At 52.7% G+C, this 19618-nt stretch carries 20 protein-coding genes; 11 read left to right on the forward strand and 9 right to left on the reverse strand.

Annotation, left to right across the window (positions count from 1 at the left end):
• Positions 1 to 42: 42 nt before the first annotated feature.
• The 3 genes from yiiM to UTM25_RS11905 form a co-directional block, all read right to left on the reverse strand.
• Positions 43 to 717: a 6-hydroxyaminopurine reductase gene (gene yiiM / locus UTM25_RS11895; RefSeq protein WP_194401804.1), complete on the reverse strand. Its 675-nt coding sequence runs from the start codon at positions 715 to 717 to the stop codon at positions 43 to 45.
• A 71-nt stretch (positions 718 to 788) separates the two neighbouring features.
• Positions 789 to 1409 (reverse strand): superoxide dismutase [Mn], encoded by a 621-nt coding sequence (sodA, locus tag UTM25_RS11900; RefSeq protein WP_004203668.1) that lies wholly within the window; start codon positions 1407 to 1409, stop codon positions 789 to 791.
• A 203-nt stretch (positions 1410 to 1612) separates the two neighbouring features.
• Positions 1613 to 2161, reverse strand: a complete 549-nt coding sequence (locus tag UTM25_RS11905) for a helix-turn-helix domain-containing protein (protein WP_194401803.1) — start codon at positions 2159 to 2161, stop codon at positions 1613 to 1615.
• Between the two features lie 103 nt (positions 2162 to 2264).
• Between UTM25_RS11905 and UTM25_RS11910 the strand changes: the two genes are divergently transcribed.
• Positions 2265 to 2924 carry an AzlC family ABC transporter permease gene (locus UTM25_RS11910; RefSeq protein ID WP_047646952.1) on the forward strand — a complete coding sequence of 220 codons (660 nt, stop codon included), beginning with the start codon at positions 2265 to 2267 and terminating at the stop codon, positions 2922 to 2924.
• Positions 2924 to 3247, forward strand: coding sequence for an AzlD domain-containing protein (locus UTM25_RS11915; RefSeq protein ID WP_032662707.1), 324 nt, complete (start codon positions 2924 to 2926; stop codon positions 3245 to 3247). The genes UTM25_RS11910 and UTM25_RS11915 overlap by 1 nt, the downstream gene beginning before the upstream one ends.
• Positions 3248 to 3286: 39 nt before the next feature.
• Here UTM25_RS11915 and UTM25_RS11920 read toward each other — a convergent pair whose 3' ends face one another.
• Together UTM25_RS11920 and fdhD are read right to left on the reverse strand one after the other, a co-directional pair.
• Positions 3287 to 3499, reverse strand: coding sequence for a DUF1471 domain-containing protein (locus UTM25_RS11920; protein WP_033146958.1), 213 nt, complete (start codon positions 3497 to 3499; stop codon positions 3287 to 3289).
• A 114-nt stretch (positions 3500 to 3613) separates the two neighbouring features.
• Entirely contained in the window at positions 3614 to 4450 is an 837-nt protein-coding gene (gene fdhD, locus UTM25_RS11925; RefSeq protein ID WP_194401802.1) for a formate dehydrogenase accessory sulfurtransferase FdhD, read from the reverse strand.
• A 373-nt stretch (positions 4451 to 4823) separates the two neighbouring features.
• On the opposite strand from fdhD, the gene fdnG reads away from it, so the two are divergent.
• The 5 genes from fdnG to UTM25_RS11950 all read left to right on the forward strand — a co-directional run bounded on the left by fdnG (position 4824) and on the right by UTM25_RS11950 (position 11640).
• Positions 4824 to 7874 carry a formate dehydrogenase-N subunit alpha gene (fdnG, locus tag UTM25_RS11930; protein WP_094935278.1) on the forward strand — a complete coding sequence of 1017 codons (3051 nt, stop codon included), beginning with the start codon at positions 4824 to 4826 and terminating at the stop codon, positions 7872 to 7874.
• Positions 7875 to 7886: 12 nt separating this feature from the next.
• On the forward strand, positions 7887 to 8789 hold the full coding sequence (fdxH, locus tag UTM25_RS11935) for a formate dehydrogenase subunit beta (protein WP_008501831.1): 903 nt from the start codon (positions 7887 to 7889) through the stop codon (positions 8787 to 8789).
• Entirely contained in the window at positions 8786 to 9421 is a 636-nt protein-coding gene (gene fdoI, locus UTM25_RS11940; protein WP_010436852.1) for a formate dehydrogenase cytochrome b556 subunit, read from the forward strand. Before fdxH ends, fdoI begins: the two co-directional genes overlap by 4 nt.
• Positions 9418 to 10347 (forward strand): formate dehydrogenase accessory protein FdhE, encoded by a 930-nt coding sequence (gene fdhE / locus UTM25_RS11945; protein ID WP_023309751.1) that lies wholly within the window; start codon positions 9418 to 9420, stop codon positions 10345 to 10347. The genes fdoI and fdhE overlap by 4 nt, the downstream gene beginning before the upstream one ends.
• Positions 10348 to 10719: 372 nt before the next feature.
• Complete coding sequence (locus tag UTM25_RS11950; protein ID WP_194401801.1) at positions 10720 to 11640, forward strand: alpha/beta hydrolase; 921 nt, start codon at positions 10720 to 10722, stop codon at positions 11638 to 11640.
• An 8-nt stretch (positions 11641 to 11648) separates the two neighbouring features.
• Here the strand turns inward: UTM25_RS11950 and fabY are convergent, their stop codons facing one another.
• The 4 genes from fabY to yihX are packed head-to-tail and all read right to left on the reverse strand — an operon-like array spanning position 11649 to position 14543.
• A complete protein-coding gene (gene fabY, locus UTM25_RS11955; RefSeq protein WP_023309755.1) occupies positions 11649 to 12590 on the reverse strand; it encodes a fatty acid biosynthesis protein FabY in 942 nt (313 codons plus the stop codon).
• Between the two features lie 44 nt (positions 12591 to 12634).
• Positions 12635 to 13072, reverse strand: a complete 438-nt coding sequence (dtd, locus tag UTM25_RS11960) for a D-aminoacyl-tRNA deacylase (RefSeq protein WP_194401800.1) — start codon at positions 13070 to 13072, stop codon at positions 12635 to 12637.
• Positions 13069 to 13950: a virulence factor BrkB family protein gene (locus UTM25_RS11965; protein ID WP_045888499.1), complete on the reverse strand. Its 882-nt coding sequence runs from the start codon at positions 13948 to 13950 to the stop codon at positions 13069 to 13071. Before UTM25_RS11965 ends, dtd begins: the two co-directional genes overlap by 4 nt.
• Positions 13944 to 14543: a glucose-1-phosphatase gene (yihX, locus tag UTM25_RS11970; protein WP_194401799.1), complete on the reverse strand. Its 600-nt coding sequence runs from the start codon at positions 14541 to 14543 to the stop codon at positions 13944 to 13946. Before yihX ends, UTM25_RS11965 begins: the two co-directional genes overlap by 7 nt.
• Before the next feature lie 406 nt (positions 14544 to 14949).
• Here yihX and UTM25_RS11975 point away from each other — a divergent pair, with 406 nt between their 5' ends.
• The 4 genes from UTM25_RS11975 (at position 14950) to UTM25_RS11990 (ending at position 19466) form a co-directional block, all read left to right on the forward strand.
• Positions 14950 to 15726: a hypothetical protein gene (locus UTM25_RS11975; protein ID WP_063439128.1), complete on the forward strand. Its 777-nt coding sequence runs from the start codon at positions 14950 to 14952 to the stop codon at positions 15724 to 15726.
• Positions 15727 to 15728: 2 nt separating this feature from the next.
• Positions 15729 to 16013: a hypothetical protein gene (locus tag UTM25_RS11980; protein ID WP_194401798.1), complete on the forward strand. Its 285-nt coding sequence runs from the start codon at positions 15729 to 15731 to the stop codon at positions 16011 to 16013.
• A gap of 68 nt (positions 16014 to 16081) precedes the next feature.
• A complete protein-coding gene (locus UTM25_RS11985) occupies positions 16082 to 17356 on the forward strand; it encodes an HlyD family secretion protein (protein ID WP_320714806.1) in 1275 nt (424 codons plus the stop codon).
• Complete coding sequence (locus tag UTM25_RS11990) at positions 17349 to 19466, forward strand: peptidase domain-containing ABC transporter (protein WP_194401795.1); 2118 nt, start codon at positions 17349 to 17351, stop codon at positions 19464 to 19466. Before UTM25_RS11985 ends, UTM25_RS11990 begins: the two co-directional genes overlap by 8 nt.
• Positions 19467 to 19618: the final 152 nt, after the last annotated feature.

Here is a 19618-nt window from a genome sequence, read left to right on the forward strand (position 1 = left end):
GGGTGGCGGCTTCGCCTTACCCGGCCTACTTTCTGCGGAGGACTATTTCCCCCACAATCTCCGCGAATTATCCTCGATCTTGCTGCTTAAACGCCGCTTCTGCATCGTTCTCGTCCAGCTGGTCGATAACCCCGCGGCCGACAGCAGGCGATGATACTGTTCGTCGTCAAACGGCATATGCCAGGCAATGGCGCAGGCGTCATAAACAGACACATCGCTCAGGCGCGACGCCAGCTCAAGCGGCGCGTCCGCTGAAACCTGCCCCGCCTGCACCACACGATACAGCCAGCCGGTTTTACCCGCTTTTTGCAACTGGGCCGACATATCCTGAATACCGAAGTGGTAGTTGAGCTTGAAGCACGGCGAGCGCGGCTGCGTCACCTGAATCAGGGCATCGCCCCAGCGGTAGATATCACCGATAAACACATTCTTTTCGATGAGCCCTTCGGTGGAGAGATTCTCGCCAAACGCGGGGGCGACGAAGAGGTCCGCCTGCTCGGGGAATTCGGTTTTCCAGTGCTGATAGTGTTCACGCGGGTAGTGGCACAGCGCGCGATCGGGCCCGCCGTGGATTTTCTTTTCGGCCTGCTCGTCACCCGCAAGCCCGAGGTCGGTTAACGTCAGCTCACCGTCGACCTGAATTTTGGCGATGGCACTCGGGCGGCTGCCGTCGTACTCCTTTACCTTGCCTGTAAACACGTTCACCGGGTAATGCATTGCTGCCTCCATTACGCAGATACAAAAAAAGCGAGTCATAAGACTCGCTTCTCACAGGCGTCTATGCAACCTTATTTTTTAGCGGCGAAACGCGCTGCTGCTTCGTCCCAGTTCACCACGTCCCAAAAGGCTTTGATGTAGTCCGGGCGACGGTTCTGGAATTTCAGGTAGTAAGCGTGTTCCCACACGTCCAGGCCCAGGATTGGGAAGCCGGATGCGCCAGAGATTGCTTCACCCATCAGCGGGGAGTCCTGGTTAGCAGTAGAAACCACCGCCAGTTTGTCACCTTTCAGAACCAGCCACGCCCAGCCAGAGCCGAAACGGGTTGCAGCGGCTTTTTCGAATTCCGCTTTGAAGTTGTCAACGGAACCGAAGTCGCGCTCGATAGCCGCTTTCAGGTCGCCCTGCAGGGTGGTACCGGTCTTCAGGCCTTTCCAGAACAGGCTGTGGTTAGCGTGGCCGCCAGCGTTGTTACGCAGAACGGTTTTCTTGTCCGCTGGCAGCTGGTCCAGCTTGGTGATCAGCTCTTCAGCAGACAGGTTAGCGAACTCTGGCAGGCTTTCCAGCGCGGCGTTCGCGTTGTTCACATAGGTCTGGTGGTGTTTAGTGTGATGGATTTCCATCGTCTGCTTGTCGAAATGCGGTTCCAGTGCGTCGTAGGCATACGGCAGGGATGGCAGTGTATAACTCATAATCCTCTCCATTATTGTCGGGCGGCACAGCTGTTAATGCCGCGTAAGCAGTTGGTTCATTATAGTTAATTAAATGATATTGAAAATGATTATCAATGCCGTAGTTTTTATAAGGTTATTCGCATTCTGACAAAAGCCAAAATGGGTAATTCACTCAGGAGGTTAACGGAAGATGCTGCCGCAATGATGGCAGCATTCTCGGGTTAGTTTTGTTCCGCCACCAGCAGCGCGTGCGTGTCTGGCTCCAGGGCCTTAAAGATATGCGGTCGATCGGCCGGGTAGCAGATGTAATCCCCTGCGCAGAGCTCTTCCGGCGCGTCAAGCAGGCCGACCAGCGCCCGTCCCTGCGTCACGATAATATGTTCGACCGAACCCGGTGAATGCGGTTGGGAGAGGCGATCGGCACCCGGCTGGGTCATCAGAAGATAGACATCGCGGCGCGCGCCGGGCGGACACGCCGCCAGCAAAATGGCTTCATAATTAGCCTGTCCGGCAACGACCTTCGTCCCTTCACCGCGACGGATCACCTGAGTGGTAGGCTGCTGTGGTTCGAGCAGGCGAGCGAAGGGGATATCCAGCGCCACGCAAAGCGACCACAGCGTTTCCAGGCTCGGGTTACCGTTGCCGGACTCAAGCTGAGAAAGCGTGGATTTGGCGATCCCGGCGCGGCGAGCAATTTCCGCCAGTGAAAGTCCGGTTCGCAGGCGTTCTCGCACCAGGCTTTTGGCGATTACGCTGATTGGCTGCGTCATAAAACGGCCCCTTTGTTCTATAAATCGAACGAATCGTTCATCTTGAAAAACACTTCTGTTGCGTTCATTATAATGGATACACGTTCGATATGGCTAAAAATGTATGAAGCATCATCTCTCTTGCCTGAAAGGCGACACCATAAAAGCAATCATCCTGGTCTGCCTCGCGGTCGGCGTGGTCGGGATGTCATACGGCTCCCTGGCGATGGCCTACGGTTTCCCGGTCTGGGTACCGTTTGTACTCTCCATCACCGTACTCGCGGGCGCGTCAGAGTTTATGTTTATCGGCATTGTGGCAAGCGGCGGTAACCCGCTGGCGGCTGCGGCCGCGGGGTTGCTGGTCAACGCGCGACACGTGCCGTTTGGCGTGACGGTGCGTGAACTGGTGGGCAAACGTGGCCTGAGCCTTTTGGGCTGCCACATCATGAACGACGAAAGCGTGGTCTTTGGCCTGTCGCAAAAAACGCCCGAACAGCGCAAAGCGGCGTACTGGTTATGTGGTTTAGGCGTGGCGATTGTCTGGCCGCTGGGGGCCCTGCTGGGCGCCATGGTCGGCAAACTGCTGCCGGACCCGGAAACCATCGGGCTGGATGCGGTATTCCCGGCCATATTGCTGGCGCTGGTGGTTCCCGCGTTTAAAAACCGTACCACGCTCATCCGCGCCTGCAGCGGTGCCGTTGTGTCGCTGGCCGCCGTGCCGTTTGCCCCGGTGGGATTACCGGTGCTGCTTTCCTTACTGGGTCTCGCTGCGAGGAAAAAATAATGGGAAATATGACGTTTTTTATTCTCGGCATCGCCATTTTGTCTGCGGGCACGTATCTGATGCGTCTTGGCGGGGCGAAACTGGGCAGCAGGCTGGCATTGTCAGAGCGTTCACAGGCGCTGCTGTCAGATGCGGCAACGGTATTGCTGTTTTCCGTGGCGCTGGCGACCACGTTTTATGAAGGTGACCACTTTGCCGGTATGGCGCGCGTGCTGGGCGTGGCGTTTGCGGTGTTTCTGGCCTGGCGGAAGATGCCGTTAATTGTGGTGATCGTAGCGGCGGCGGTGGTAACCGCGCTGCTGCGCGTGGCGGGCATAAGCTAAAAAAGCGCCCCGGGGGCGCTCTTTCGACGGTGTGACGGCTTATTTAGTCAGTTCAGCAGTCATGTGTACGCGGTTACCTGAGAACGCCTGGGTAATTTTGTAAGATGATGCGCCAGCATCCTGAGCCTGAGCCGCGATTTTAGCTTCTGCGCCATCAATGGTAGAGGCGGTTGCGGTCACGGTCTGTGCAGCGAAAGAACCGAAAGAAGTAGCCAGAGCGATTACAGCGACAAAAGTTTTGATGCTTTTCATAATATAAACCCTTTCATTAAGTTGTTTAGGTAAGGCACCGTGCCTTGATGAGATAAATACTAGACCTCATCATGAACAACTAAAAGCGGAAGGATTTGCTATTATCATTCAAAATTATTGATTGACTATTAACCGCTGTGGATGGGTATAAACGGTCGCCCTTCCCGGCTTGCAGAAGCCCACCAGCGTCAGGTTGCAGCGCTCCGCCACCTCCACCGCCAGCGTCGTTGCGGCTGAGACCGCAAACAGAATTTCCACACCGCACATCGCGGATTTTTGCACCATCTCATAGCTGGCGCGGCTGGAAACGAGCGCCGCCCCCTGCTTCCAGACGTCACTTTCACGCGCCCGGCGACCGAGCAGCTTATCCAGCGCCACGTGGCGACCAACGTCCTCATGTCCGCCGGCAATATCCCCCGACGGCAACACCCATGCCGCCGCGTGCGTGCAGCCGCTAAGCTGGCCGACGGGCTGTACATCGTTCAGGTGCTCGAGCGCATGGTCGAGGTGAGCCAGATTAAAGGTCTGAGTAAACGGCAGTGGCGCAACGGGTTTGCCAATATCATTGAGCTGCTCAACGCCACACACGCCGCAGCCGGTACGCCCGGCCAGCGCGCGGCGGCGCTCTTTCAGCCCCATAAAGCGGCGGCTGGAGAGTTCGATTTGCACTTCAAGGCCGTTGCACGCCTGCACCACGTCCATGCCGTAGATCTCCTGCGGATGGTCAATGATGCCTTCCGAGAGGGAAAAACCGATGGCGAATAGCTCGAGATCTTTCGGCGAAGCCATCATCACCACATGGGAGATGCCGTTGTAAACGAGCGCAACGGGCACCTCTTCCGCCAGAAAATCCGGCGTGGCATGGGTAATGTGGGGCGGTCTGTGTACCGACAGTTCCACAATGCCCGCAGGCAGGGGTGACGAGTGGGGAGCACGGTTTTGTTTAGACACAGCGGTATTCCTGAACAACCACGGAGGTGAGCCTGCTATTGCATCACAAACAACAGGGCTTACGCATAGTATGGATCAACTTTTCAGCATCAAGTTTACCTACTCACTTGTGAGAGGTACAACAAAACGCATGCTACACCCCTTTAACATGCGGGGTTAATAATGTGATTAATATCACATTTTATAGTCAGCAGGGTGATAATACGTTCACTTTGTATTAACGCCATTAGAACAGCTGTACCGACATTGTGGTATTCTGATGATATCCCTCGTGGAATTGAGGGATTAACGCAAATTTTTCTCCTTTGCGGTCAATTCTCAACCGCGAAGTTAAAACTACATATGTAAGCAATGTCGAAACAAGGAGTGACCCATGCAGGTCAGCAGAAGGCAGTTCTTTAAGATCTGCGCTGGCGGTATGGCAGGCACCACGGCAGCGGCACTGGGCTTTGCGCCCGGCGTAGCGCTGGCGGAAACGCGGCAGTATAAACTGCTGCGCACCCGTGAAACCCGTAATACCTGTACGTACTGCTCTGTCGGTTGCGGGCTGTTGATGTATAGCCTCGGCGACGGTGCTAAAAACGCCAAAGCGTCTATTTTCCATATCGAAGGCGACCCGGATCATCCGGTCAACCGCGGCGCATTGTGCCCGAAAGGGGCCGGTCTGGTGGACTTTATCCACTCCGAAAGCCGCCTCAAGTTCCCGGAATATCGCGCGCCTGGCTCCGATAAATGGCAGCAAATCAGCTGGGAAGAGGCGTTCGACCGCATCGCAAAACACATTAAAGAAGACCGCGATGCCAACTTTGTTGAGAAGAACGCCGACGGCGTTACGGTCAACCGCTGGCTCTCCACCGGGATGCTGTGTGCCTCTGCTTCCAGCAACGAAACAGGTTATTTAACCCAGAAATTTACGCGCGCACTCGGTATGCTCGCGGTCGACAACCAGGCGCGAGTCTGACACGGACCAACGGTAGCAAGTCTTGCTCCAACATTTGGTCGCGGTGCGATGACCAACCACTGGGTCGACATCAAAAACGCCAACCTCATTGTGGTGATGGGCGGTAACGCCGCTGAAGCGCACCCTGTCGGGTTCCGCTGGGCGATGGAAGCCAAAATCCACAACGGTGCGAAACTGATTGTGATCGATCCCCGCTTTACGCGTACTGCGTCAGTGGCGGATTTCTACACACCTATTCGTTCAGGTACTGACATTACTTTCCTGTCAGGCGTATTGCTGTACCTGATGACCAACGAAAAATATAACCGCGAATACACCGAAGCCTATACCAACGCCAGCCTGATCGTGCGTGAGGATTACCACTTCGAAGATGGCCTGTTCAGCGGTTACGACGCCGAAAAACGCAAATACGACAAAACCAGCTGGAACTACGAGCTGGATGAGAAAGGCTTTGCGAAGCGCGACACCACCCTGCAACACCCGCGCTGCGTGTGGAACCTGCTGAAAGAGCACGTTTCCCGCTATACGCCGGAGGTGGTTGAGAATATCTGCGGTACGCCGAAGGCAGACTTCCTGAAGGTGTGCGAGCTTATCGCCGAGACCAGCGCGAAGGACAAAACCGCGTCGTTCCTGTACGCCCTCGGCTGGACGCAGCACTCCATCGGCGCGCAGAACATCCGTACCATGGCGATGGTTCAGCTCCTGCTCGGCAACATGGGGATGGCAGGCGGCGGCGTGAACGCCCTGCGCGGTCACTCCAACATTCAGGGTCTGACCGACCTCGGCCTGCTGTCTCAAAGCCTGCCGGGTTACATGAACCTGCCAAGCGAGAAACAGACCGATCTGCAAACCTACCTGACGGCCAGCACGCCTAAACCGCTGCTCGAAGGCCAGGTAAACTACTGGGGCAACTATCCGAAGTTCTTCGTCTCAATGATGAAAGCCTTCTTCGGCGACAAAGCGACGGCTGAAAACAGCTGGGGCTTTGACTGGCTGCCGAAGTGGGACAAGGGTTACGACGTTCTGCAGTATTTCGAGATGATGCATCAGGGCAAAGTGAACGGCTATCTGTGTCAGGGCTTTAACCCGGTTGCCTCGTTCCCGAACAAGAACAAGGTTGTTGAGTCTCTGTCGAAGCTGAAGTTCCTGGTGACGATTGACCCGCTCAATACCGAGACTTCAACTTTCTGGCAGAACCACGGTGAATCGAACGACGTCGATCCGTCAAAGATTCAGACCGAAGTGTTCCGTCTGCCGTCAACCTGCTTCGCGGAAGAGAACGGTTCTATCGTCAACTCCGGACGCTGGCTGCAGTGGCACTGGAAAGGCGCGGACGCCCCGGGCATCGCCATGAACGACGGCGAGATCCTGGCCGGTATCTTCTTACGCCTGCGTAAGATGTATGCGGAAGAAGGCGGCGCGAACCCGGAACCGGTGCTGAACATGACCTGGAACTACTCGACGCCGGAAAACCCAGCGCCGGAAGAAGTGGCGATGGAGAGCAACGGTAAGGCGCTGGCGGACGTTATCGACCCGGCCACCGGTACCGTGCTGGCGAAGAAAGGCGATCAGCTCAGCACCTTCGCGCACCTGCGCGATGACGGCACCACGTCAAGCGGCTGCTGGATCTTCGCCGGTAGCTGGACGCCAAAAGGCAACCAGATGGCCAACCGCGATAACGCCGACCCGTCGGGCCTCGGCAATACGCTGGGCTGGGCATGGGCGTGGCCGCTCAACCGCCGCATCCTCTATAACCGCGCGTCCGCTGACCCTCAGGGCAACCCGTGGGATCCGAAGCGTCAGCTTCTGAAGTGGGACGGCGCGAAATGGGGCGGCGTGGATATTCCGGACTACAGCACTGCCGCACCGGGCAGCGACGTTGGGCCGTTTATCATGCAGCCTGAAGGGATGGGACGCCTGTTTGCTATCGATAAGATGGCGGAAGGTCCGTTCCCGGAACACTACGAGCCGTTTGAGACGCCGCTGGGTACCAACCCGCTGCACCCGAACGTGGTCTCTAACCCGGCAGCCCGTATCTTCAAGGGCGATTTCGAAGCGCTGGGTAAAAAGGACAAGTTCCCGTACGTGGGCACCACCTACCGTCTGACCGAGCACTTCCACTACTGGACCAAGCACGCGCTGCTTAACGCCATCGCGCAGCCGGAACAGTTTGTGGAGATCGGCGAGAAGCTGGCGGGCAAGCTCGGCATTGCCCATGGCGATACCGTGAAGGTCTCCTCTAACCGCGGCTATATCAAGGCCAAGGCGGTGGTGACCAAGCGTATTCGCACGCTGAACGTTCACGGTCAGCAGGTGGATACCATCGGTATTCCGATCCACTGGGGCTATGAGGGCGTGGCGAAGAAAGGGTTCATTGCGAATACCCTGACGCCGTTCGTCGGCGATGCGAACACGCAGACGCCGGAGTTTAAGGCCTTCCTCGTGAACGTGGAAAAGGTGTAACGGAGACGACTTATGGCTTATCAATCTCAAGACATTATCCGTCGTTCCGCGACTAACGGTTTCACGCCCGCGCCACAGGCGCGGGACCACCAGCAGGAAGTGGCGAAGCTTATCGACGTAACCACCTGTATCGGCTGTAAAGCCTGTCAGGTGGCGTGTTCAGAGTGGAACGACCTGCGTGACGAAGTGGGTCACAACGTCGGGGTGTATGACAACCCGGCGGACCTGACCGCCAAATCCTGGACGGTGATGCGTTTCTCGGAAGTTGAGCAGAACGACAAACTGGAATGGCTTATCCGCAAAGACGGCTGTATGCACTGTGCGGATCCTGGCTGCCTGAAGGCATGTCCGTCAGAAGGGGCTATCATTCAGTATGCCAACGGTATCGTCGACTTCCAGTCCGAACAGTGCATCGGCTGCGGCTACTGCATCGCGGGCTGCCCGTTCGACGTACCGCGCCTGAACCCGGAAGACAACCGCGTCTACAAATGCACGCTGTGCGTAGACCGCGTCACCGTCGGCCAGGAGCCAGCGTGCGTGAAGACCTGCCCAACCGGCGCTATCCACTTTGGCTCCAAAGAGGATATGAAAACGCTGGCGGCAGAGCGCGTGGGCGAGCTGAAAACCCGTGGTTACGACAACGCGGGCCTGTACGATCCGGCCGGAGTTGGCGGTACGCACGTGATGTACGTGCTGCACCACGCCGACAAGCCGAACCTGTATCACGGCCTGCCGGAGAACCCGGAAATCAGCGCCACCGTGAAGTTCTGGAAAGGCATCTGGAAACCGCTGGCAGCGGTCGGTTTTGCTGCCACCTTCGCAGCGAGCATCTTCCACTACGTCGGCGTTGGTCCGAACCGCGCGGAAGAGGAAGACGACAACCTGCATGAAGAGAAAGACGAGGTGCGCAAATGAGAAAACGTGACACCATCGTGCGCTACACCGCGCCGGAACGCATCAACCACTGGGTCACCGCCTTCTGCTTCATGCTGGCGGCGATAAGCGGGCTGGGGTTCTTCTTCCCGTCCTTCAACTGGCTGATGCAGGTACTGGGTACGCCACAGCTGGCGCGCATCCTTCACCCGTTCGTGGGAGTGGTGATGTTTGCCTCGTTTATCATCATGTTTTTCCGCTACTGGCACCATAACCTAATCAATCGGGATGATATCTTTTGGGCGAAGAATATTCGTAAGATCGTCGTCAACGAGGAAGTGGGTGATACCGGGCGTTATAACTTCGGCCAGAAATGCGTATTCTGGGCGGCGATTATCTTCCTGGTCCTGTTGCTGGTGAGCGGCGTGATCATCTGGCGTCCGTACTTTGCGCCTGCTTTCTCAATCCCGGTGATCCGATTTGCGCTGATGCTGCATTCATTTGCCGCAGTGGCGTTAATTGTGGTTATCATGGTGCATATCTACGCCGCCCTTTGGGTGAAAGGCACCATTACCGCGATGGTGGAAGGATGGGTAACCAGCACGTGGGCGAAGAAACATCACCCACGCTGGTACCGTGAAGTCCGCCAGAAACAGGAAAAGTCATCTGAATGAGTATTCGCATAATCCCGCAAGATGAGCTGGGGTCGAGCGAGAAACGCACGGCGGATTATATTCCGCCGTTGTTATTCCCCAGACTCAAGAACCTCTACAACCGCCGCGCAGAGCGTCTGCGCGAGCTGGCAGAGAACAACCCGCTGGGTGATTTTCTGCGCTTTGCCGCGCTGGTTGCCCACGCGCAGGAAGTGGTGCTGTACGACCACCCGCTGCAAATGGATCTGACCGCGCGCATCAAAGAAGCCAACGCGCAGGGCAAGCCGCCGCTGGACATTCACGTCCTGCCGCGCGACAAGCACTGGCAAAAACTGCTCCATTCGCTGATTGCCGAGCTGAAGCCGGAGATGAGCGGTACCGCGCTGGCGGTCATTGAGAATCTGGAAAAAGCCTCTGACCTGGAGCTGGAAGAGATGGCGAGCGCGCTGTTTGCCTCCGACTTCGCTCTGGTCAGCAGCGATAAAGCGCCGTTTATCTGGGCTGCGCTGTCGCTCTACTGGGCGCAAATGGCAAGCCTGATCCCCGGTAAAGCACGCGCCGAATACGGCGAGGCGCGCCAGTTCTGCCCGGTCTGCGGCTCCATGCCGGTATCGAGCATGGTGCAAATCGGCACGACTCAGGGGCTGCGCTACCTGCACTGCAACCTGTGTGAAACCGAGTGGCACGTGGTGCGCATCAAGTGCAGCAACTGCGAGCAGACCCGCGATCTGAACTACTGGTCGCTGGAAAATGAAGAAGCGGCGGTGAAAGCCGAAAGCTGCGGCGACTGCGGCACTTACCTGAAAATTCTGTATCAGGAAAAAGACCCGAAAGTCGAAGCCGTGGCCGACGATCTCGCCTCGCTGATTCTGGACGCGAAGATGGAGCAGGAGGGCTTTGCCCGCAGCTCGATCAACCCGTTCCTGTTCCCGGGTGAAGGGGAGTAATTTCCTCTGAGAGTGCCGGGCGGCGTAAGCTTGCCCGGCCTATAGTTGGTAAGATGAAACGACTCCAGTAATGCCCGAAAAGTCTTTCGTGCTTGAGATTATCCAGCCGTAGAATCACGACATCAGATAAACCGATAAGTATTCTGCCCATATCAGGGCCCGCCAAAGAACTCATATCCCCCCTGACTATTTCATCCCTGATTATTTCCAGGCAAGGCATACGCTTTACAGGTGTGGCTGAAGCAGATAATAAAAACATGACTCACCTTTGCGGGCCGCTTTCCGGTTTTTTGTCCTCGACAATATTCTTGTTTTCTTTTGAATCAAACCAGGTTATAAAACTGTATATCCATACAGTTAAAGGGAGTTTTCATGGCACTGGAACAGGGTATTGCGCAGCTGGTTCAGGGATTTATCGCTGCAGGCCGGCCTTCTTCACGTCGACAGACCATTGAGGTACGACGAGCAGGGTACATTGCCAGCACGGGGCTTGCCGGGAAGATAGAAACGCGCGTTCAGGTGGAGACGCTAGTGCTTGAGGGCCTTACCATTCGGATATTTTCACCTCTTGATGCCCCTGAAATATTGCCTGCTGCCATCTACTATCACGGCGGATGCTTTATCAGCGGCGGCTTTGATACCCATGACAACCAACTCCGTCAGTTAGCCTGCTACGGCAATTGCCGGGTGATCGCCGTTCAGTACAGGTTAGCGCCGGAGCATACCTTCCCCGCCGCACATGACGATGCTGAAAGAGGTGCAGATCTGGTCTGGCAGTATGCGGACAAATTAGGCGTGGATAAGAACCGGCTCACCCTCTGTGGAGACAGTGCAGGAGGGCATCTGGCGCTGGTAACGGCGCTGAGGCTTAAGGTTAAAAAGCTGTGGCAACCTGTACAGCTTATTCTTATCTATCCCATGCTCGACGCCACGGCCAGTTTTGAAAGCTACGCCCTTAATGGCACGGATTATATTATCACCCGCGATACCCTGCTCAGCGGGTATGAAATGTATCTCGCAGAGACTGACCGCCAGCATCCGGAAACCAGCCCGCTGTGGCGCGATGATTTTTACGGACTCCCGCCAGTGCACATCATTACCGCAGAGTACGATCCGCTGTGCGATGAGGGAGAAATGTTGTATCAGCATCTGACTGAGCAGGGTGTGAAATGTACTGCTCAGCGCTGGCTGGGCGTCATCCATGGCTTCTTTCAGCTTGGCGGCGTCAGCCAGTCAGCGCGAGAAGTTATGCGGGATATCGCCGGGCGGATTAACCACGCCCGAGGAGAGTGAACAGAAGATTACTCCTCCTCGTTCCCACCCTCTTCATACGCGCCGAAGGGCTTCGCTGGAAGAACAATGTAGGTGCCTTCAAACACCGCACCCGGTGTTTTATCCCCAAACAGTTCAACCTGCATTTGTACGCGGGCTTTGCGACCGCGTGCCAGGCGGTCGAGATCGCCACCCAGTGAACCCAGATCGGCCACGGCGCTCGGCTTGCCGCTTATCGGTGCGCTATAGCGAATGTGGGCATCGGCGAGAATGATCGTGCCGCCCAGATGGCGCTCGCGAAGCATCAGCCAGATGAGACCCCACCCGGTGAGCGTCGCGAGGGAAAACAGACTTCCGGCAAACAGGGTGTGGTGCGGGTTCTGATTGCCGGTTTCCGGCATGGTGGTAATAAATTTTTGTCCGGTGTACTGCTGAATGCGCACGCCCATTTTTTCACTGAGCGGAATGTGCTGATACCAGGCCTGCTGCAGCTGTCCACACCAGTCGGCGCGATGAAGAATATCATCCAGCGTGGCGATGGGTTTGATCATCAAAAAATGACGAATCGGCGTGGTTTGCGGGGTTGTGATTTCCCCCTGATTCACAAAACCGAGCTTGGCAAAAAATTCTACGGCATCTTCGCGGGCGCTACAGGTGACGCGCTTAACGCCTTCCTGACGGGCGACGGACTCAAGGGTCATCGCCATTAGCGTTCCCAGACCTTTGTCCTGAACGGAGGGATGAACCGCCATAAAGCGAATCGACGCTTCGTTATCGGCGTTGATATACAAGCGCCCGACGGCGACGAGGTTACCCTCTTCGTCCATCACCATCTGATGGTGAGCCATCGCATCCCAGGCGTCGCGTTCAGATCCTTTTGGCTGATGCAGTGGCTTGCGCAGCATTTCCCAGCGGAACTGGTAATAAGCGTCTAACTCTTCTTCCGTTTGCGGTACTCGAAGGTGATACATAGCTGTACTCTCTCTTGTTACCCGCGGCCACGCCGCCAGTTGGCTCATACCTGGAGCCAGAATGTGACGGGGCCATCGTTCACCAGCGAAACCTGCATATCTGCAGCGAATCGTCCGGTTTGCGTTTTCATTTCCTGCTGGCGACAACGCTCAACAAAGTACTCGTAAAGTGCTTCCGCACGATCCGGCGCGGCGCCTTTAGAGAAGCTCGGGCGCATGCCGCGCTCGGTATCCGCTGCCAGCGTAAACTGGGAAACCACCAGCACGCTGCCGCCCGCCTGCTGGACGTTCAGGTTCATCTTGCCTTCCGCATCGCTGAAAATACGGTAGCCCAGCACGCGCTCACACAAGCGGTTGGCTTTTTGTTCGTCGTCATCCTTTTCGACACCTAACAACACCAAAAGTCCTGGGCCAATTTCACCCGTCACCTCTCCCTCCACGGTGACGCTGGCACGGGTTACGCGCTGTATCAATGCAATCATGGTTGGTCTGCTTCTAATTGTTTTTCAGCTTCTGCTGCTTTTTTAAGTTCGCGGTACACACCGAGAGTGACAGTTATTTCGGCACCAAGCAAGACGATACACCAGGTCCAGTAGACCCAGACAAACAAAATGGGGATCACCGCCAGCACGCCGTAAATCAGCTGATAGGACGGAAACATGGTGATGTAGAGGGCAAACCCTTTTTTACCGAGCTCAAAAAGCAACGCCGCCACCAGCGCCCCCACAACCGCATCGCGGTTAGGCACGCGCGTGGTCGGCACGACGCTATAGAGCAGCCAGAACGAGAGCCACGACAGGATCAACGGGAAGATGCGAAGCGCATTATCAATTACGCCGTTTAACTCACTCGCCCAGCGCAAGGAGAGAAGATACGAACTGATCGCCAGGCTCGCCCCGGCCAGCAGCGGCCCCAGCGTGAGAATCATCCAGTACACGGCAAAGGAATAGACCTTTGGCCGCGCTTTTTTACTCCGCCAGATAGTGTTCAGCGCATTATCAATGGCGTACATCAACAGCAGCGCGGTAACGATAAGACCGCACGCCCCCACTGCCGTCATCTTGCTGGAATTGGCAACAAACTGCTCAATGTAGTTCTGGATGACATCCCCGGTTGCAGGAATGAAATTCGCGAAGACAAAATGACGAAGCTGCAGGCTGACGTCCGCAAACATCGGAAAGGCGGAAAACAGGGCAAAGATGACCGCCACCAACGGCACTAATGAGAGCAACGACACGTAGGCGAGGTTACCCGCCAGCGTGGTCATGTTGTCCTCATCAATACGGTGCCAGAGCAGTTTCAGCCATGCCCTCAGCGGGCGAGTATGATGCGTGGCTTTTTGATGAACGGTTTTTAGCATAGCTGCTTCGCAAAGTAGTTTGGTATCGTCTCTTTTCCGGTCACCAGAATTGACGTTATACCTAACTGGTTAGCTCCCTCTATATTATCGGCGTTGTCGTCGAAAAAGACCGCATCGGCCGCGGTGAATCCCTCTAACTGCAGAACAGCCTGATAAATTCGCGCTTCAGGCTTACGCATCCCCATCTCCTGCGAAAGATAGATCTTGTCGGCCGCCGCCTTAACTTCAGGGTATTCCTCAGGCCAGAACGTGGTGTGCAGACGGTTGGTATTGGACAACACAACGACCCGATGGCCCTGCTCGCGAAGCTTATGCATGATGTCGATCACTTCAGGCCGGATGGCGACAAATACCGCCTGCCAGCCGTGTGAAAACTGCTCGTAGCTCAACGGTAGATCCATCTCCTGACAGAAACGTTCAGCGAATTCTTCATCACCGATCTCGCCGCGTTCATGCTGATGGAAGGTCTCGCCCATCGCGAAATTCTGCTTCAGTGTCGCCAGCGGAACGCGGCTAAAGTCGCTCCACGCACCCAGCACGCGATTAAAATCGATATCGACGATTACGTTTCCTAAATCAAAGATATAAAGCATGGTTATCTCCTGCTCGCCGTGAAGAGGTAACTGTAGCGGGAAAGATAAAGTTTGGCTATGCACGAGATTCCGCTGAGAGCGAGCAGTATGAAGAACAAAAATTTAGCCCAGGAAGATGATATTGGCTTTCGGGCGATAGGCTGGGATGAGTTTTATTTAAGTGCGTTTTTGCGAAGATATACGTTTTAGTTCATTTTGCAAAAAATTATAGAAAAACGCTTCCATAAAATTTTTCTCATCACCATATTTCCCCAGTTTTTGCCATGGCAATCCCATTTCTCGCGGCTTTGCGAGAAATTTCAACAAGTTTACCTTACTTAAATTTACATTTAGATACAAATACACTATTTATCTTCTTTTTTATAATGCTAAGTTTACATTACTTTACACATGGAGCTGCACTTTCGTGAAGATTAAAAAGGGATACGTCCTCAGTGCCGTTTTAATAGCAATACTCTGCGCATTCGCTATTTATTCATACAATGCCTACCAATTTAAAAAAGCCAGCAGAGATATTTTATATCAACTCTCTAGCCAATTAATTGTGAAGCAAGGGCTTGAACCAAAATCCTCAACCCACCTCGTTTTTGATACGTTATATATCGACGGAAACATATCCAAAGATGATGACAAAATCATTGTGGGACTTATCAAAAAAAACCTTATCCCTGTCAGAACAATATCGATAAACAGTGGTGGTGGTGATGTCGAAACTGCAATCAATATAGCACGAATTATTCATGATAAAGAAATTAACATTGAGGTCAGGCGATTATGCCTTTCTTCATGTGCTAACTATCTTTTCCCAGCGGCAAAAAACAAAATCATCAACTATGGTTCGATCATTGGTTTCCATGGGTCACCTAATTCTGATGACAATAAGTTAACAACTACAGTTAACGGAGAAATCAATACAGACACAACGATAACAGATCGCATTTTCTCAGAAATAAGAAAAACGGATAAAGCATTCTACAAAGATATAAATGTGTCATGGATGATGCCACTTTGCGGGCAAAAAGAAAATATTGGTGATCCAGACACAGGTCTGTCGACGTACAGCGAAAAGGATTTTACGCGTTTTGGCGTAAAAAACATTTCATTCACGGATGGTGAAATGGTATGGAAAAAGTCTATGGATATTATGGGTATACCTTTTGCTCACTATTGCAAGGAACATTAATAATGCGTGAACTCAATGAAAGTGAATTAAGTAACGTCAGCGGTGCAGGAATGTGGGGTTCTATCGGTAGTGCGATTGGTGGGATGTTCGGTGGTGGTAGTGCTGGTTGTAATGGCAGCTATTCTCACACCAGCACCACTAATAAAGATGGTTCTCACTCTGAAAGCACATCCTTTAGCGGTGGTTGCTCAGTTAACGTTGGTGGTAAAAGCGGTGGTTCATCAAAAGGTAATGGTGGTTCGAAAAGTAGTGGTGGCCGCCAGGGTAATGATCACGGTAGACATTAATTCCTGAATCATTATAACTCATAGCCGCTGATATTTAGCGGCTATTTCCACCCTGCAAGAGGCCAGATATGTTTCGCAAGGAAGCTATTGAATATCAGAGTACCCAGTGGGAAGGGAAAGCCGTTCTTCTGCCGGGCATCCCTTTTGCTTTTATCATATTGCTCAGCATTGTTTTTATTGCTTCCATTTCTATTTTTATTGCCAAAGGTTCCTATACCCGTCGCGTCATCGTTCACGGTGAGGTAACCACTTTCCCTGGCTCAGTGAATATCTCTGCATCAATGCAGGGGACAGTCGTGAAGAGTTTTGTTAATGAAGGCGATCGCGTAAAAAAAGGTGACGCTCTCTTTCTCATTCATTCGGGTGTATCGACGCAATCAGGCCTGGTTGATGAAAATAAAAAAAAGGAGATTGCGCTACAGATAAACAGTATCAACATAATGATGGCAAATTTGAACTCTTCAAAAAAACGTACGCTCGCTGCGCTAACAACTCAAAAAGATCATTATCAGTCCAGTTTTAATACCTCATCTGGGTTACTCGTGCAGGCTGAACGGGAACTGAATCAGATTGAGAAGAACGTTAACGATTACCGTAGTTATCAGGAAAAAGGTCTGGTCACCAAAGACCAGATGAGCAGTCAAAACGCACTACTCTATCAACAGCAGAGCAATGTTTCTGACCTGGTCGCCAGAAAATCACAAGACCAGGTTCAGGTCGATACGCTCAATCAGCAGATCCAGTCCCAGGGCGCTGATTATGACCATCAGATTTACCAGCTTGAGCAACAAAAATACGAGCTGGAAAAAGAAAAGTTAAATACAGAAGCGGAAGGTAATTATGTCATCGAGGCAACAGCCGATGGCTTAATCGACTCCATCAATACGGCGCAAGGTAAGATGATCGGCGCAGGCGATGTACTGGCGCGAGTTCAGCAGAATATCCATTCACCATGCTATCTCGAAACCTGGGTTCCCGATGAAGTTCTTCCTTATCTGGCGATTGGCCAGCGCGTTAATGTCAGTTACGACGCCTTTCCTTATGAAAAATTTGGTCAGTTCAGGGCATCAATATCAGCAATATCCAGGCTTCCGGCATCGAAGCCAGAACTCCTGTCAAAACAGACCATCGCACACGAATTCTATGACGATAAAAAGTCCTGGTACAAAATCATGATCAAACCTGACCTACAGTCTGTGCAAGTTCATGGAAAACAACTCTTACTGAGCCAGGGAGCCAAAGCGCAGATTTCTCTTTTCCTTGAAAAGAGACATATCTATGAGTGGTTATTATCGCCCTTTTACGAAATGAAAATGAGCGTAACGGACGCGGGTAATGAATAAACTTTATACACTTGAGACGCTGCTGCGCAAGTTGGATCTGAGGATATTTAAACGCATCCCAGTTGTCTTTCAAACTGAAGCGTCCGAATGTGGCCTGGCCTGTCTTTCAATGATATGCAGTTTTTATGGCAAGCAGGTCGATCTACTGCAACTCCGGCAACAATTCAATTTGTCATCACGTGGGGTCAACCTCCATGCGATAAAAGCAATTGCCAGTGAACTGGAGATGTCGTCACGCGCATTATCCGTGGACCTTCAGGAATTACATGCCGTGCGCAAGCCCTGCATATTGCATTGGGATTTTAACCATTTTGTCGTACTGATTAAGGTCGATAAGAGCAGCGCGGTGATCCACGACCCTGCGTTTGGACGACGGGTGATTAGCATTCCTGAATTGTCCCAACATTTTACAGGTGTTGTGCTTGAGGTATGGCCGGGAACCACTTTCTCAGTTCAAAAGAAGCAAAACAGGTTAAAAGCCTCCACGTTATTAAAGAATATCAACGGACTGATGACATCACTGGCGAAGATATTTTTCTTATCGCTGGTGATTGAGTTGATCAGCCTGCTGTTGCCTGTGGGAACACAATTAGTCACGGATAATGTCATTGCATCCGGAGATTACGGTTTACTTAATATCATCTGTCTTGGGCTGTTTATTCTGATTCTGTTACGTTTGACGGTCAGTATCATTCGCTCCTGGACCATGCTGATACTGGGAACACTCATTGACGTCCAGTGGAGTTTTAGCCTTTTTTCTCACCTTATTAAGCTACCAACCACCTATTTTGAAAGACGCAAACTGGGGGACATTCAGTCTCGTTTCCACTCGCTTGATGTTATACGGGCCACTTTTACCACAGGTTTACCTGGTAGCATTATTGATACGCTAATGCTCATGGGTTTGCTGGTAATGATGTTTTTATACAACTTTCAGCTCAGTATGATAGTGGTCTCTTTTACCGCAATATATACCTTCATTCGGTTTGCTACCTATCGATACTATCGCCAGTTATCCGAAGAAGAGTTAATCAAGGAAGCACGTCTTAATTCTTATTTTATGGAAACCCTGTACGGTATCGCGACGATTAAGATTCAGGGGATGACTGACCTGAGAATCAATAACTGGTTTAATCTTTTTTCAGATAAGGTCAATACCGGCATTCGTTTGACGCGAATGGATCTCTTCTTTGGTGGTGTCGTCTCTTTTATCGCCGCCTGCGATCAAATTGTTATCCTGTGGGTTAGCGGCAGGCTGATGATGGATAGTCATTTAACCATCGGTATGTTTATCGCGTTTAATACCTTCAGGAGTCAGTTCTATGACCGAATAAATGCCCTGATCAACTTTATCATTCAGCTGAAGCTCATCAACTTACATAATGAACGCGTTGCCGATATTGCGCTGCAGGAAGCATCTTCTTCAACGGCCACCAGCCCGCTGCGTTTACCACACGGAGCCTTAACGCTCGAAACTCAGGATCTGACCTACCGTTATGATAACCATGCGGACCCTATATTCAGCAAACTGAATCTGACCATTCATGCCGGAGAGAGTATTGCTATTACGGGCGTATCGGGTGCAGGTAAAAGCACCTTGATGAAAGTGTTGTGCGGTTTATTCGAACCGTCGAACGGCTGCGTCCGAATTAATGGCATTGATATTAAGCAACTTGGTTTTGAGCATTATGCTGAACGCATTGCCTGTATCATGCAGGAAGATAAGTTGTTTTCAGGCTCTATCAAAGAGAATATCACCGGTTTTCGGCCTGACATTGACGAGCAGTGGATGGTGCAATGCGCCATCGCAAGCCATATTCATAATGACATTTTAAAGCTACCAATGGGTTACGAGACACTGATTGGTGAACTTGGGGAAGGGTTGTCCGGGGGTCAAAAACAGCGGATTTATATTGCCCGGGCATTATACCGCAAACCGGGTATTTTATTCATGGACGAGGCGACCAGCCACCTTGATAAAACCAGTGAAAGTCAGGTCAATCAGTCTATACAGGAGATGAACATCACCAGGATTATTATCGCGCATCGCGAAACCACGATTGCATCGGCAGATCGGGTGTTCGTGATAAATGGAGCAGAGTTACCCTAATCCGTGAATTTCGCAGGAAAGAGATAGCTTCGGGACATAACGCCCCAGGTAATGAAGAATTCTGGCGATCATCGAATAAAAAAGCCGCTGAGAGATCAGCGGCTTTTTAGTTGCCGGGTGGCGCTGACGCTTACCCGGCCTAAGGATTGACC

The sequence above is a fragment of the Enterobacter sp. 61D5 genome (assembly GCF_034107965.1).
Taxonomy (GTDB): domain Bacteria; phylum Pseudomonadota; class Gammaproteobacteria; order Enterobacterales; family Enterobacteriaceae; genus Enterobacter; species Enterobacter cloacae_M.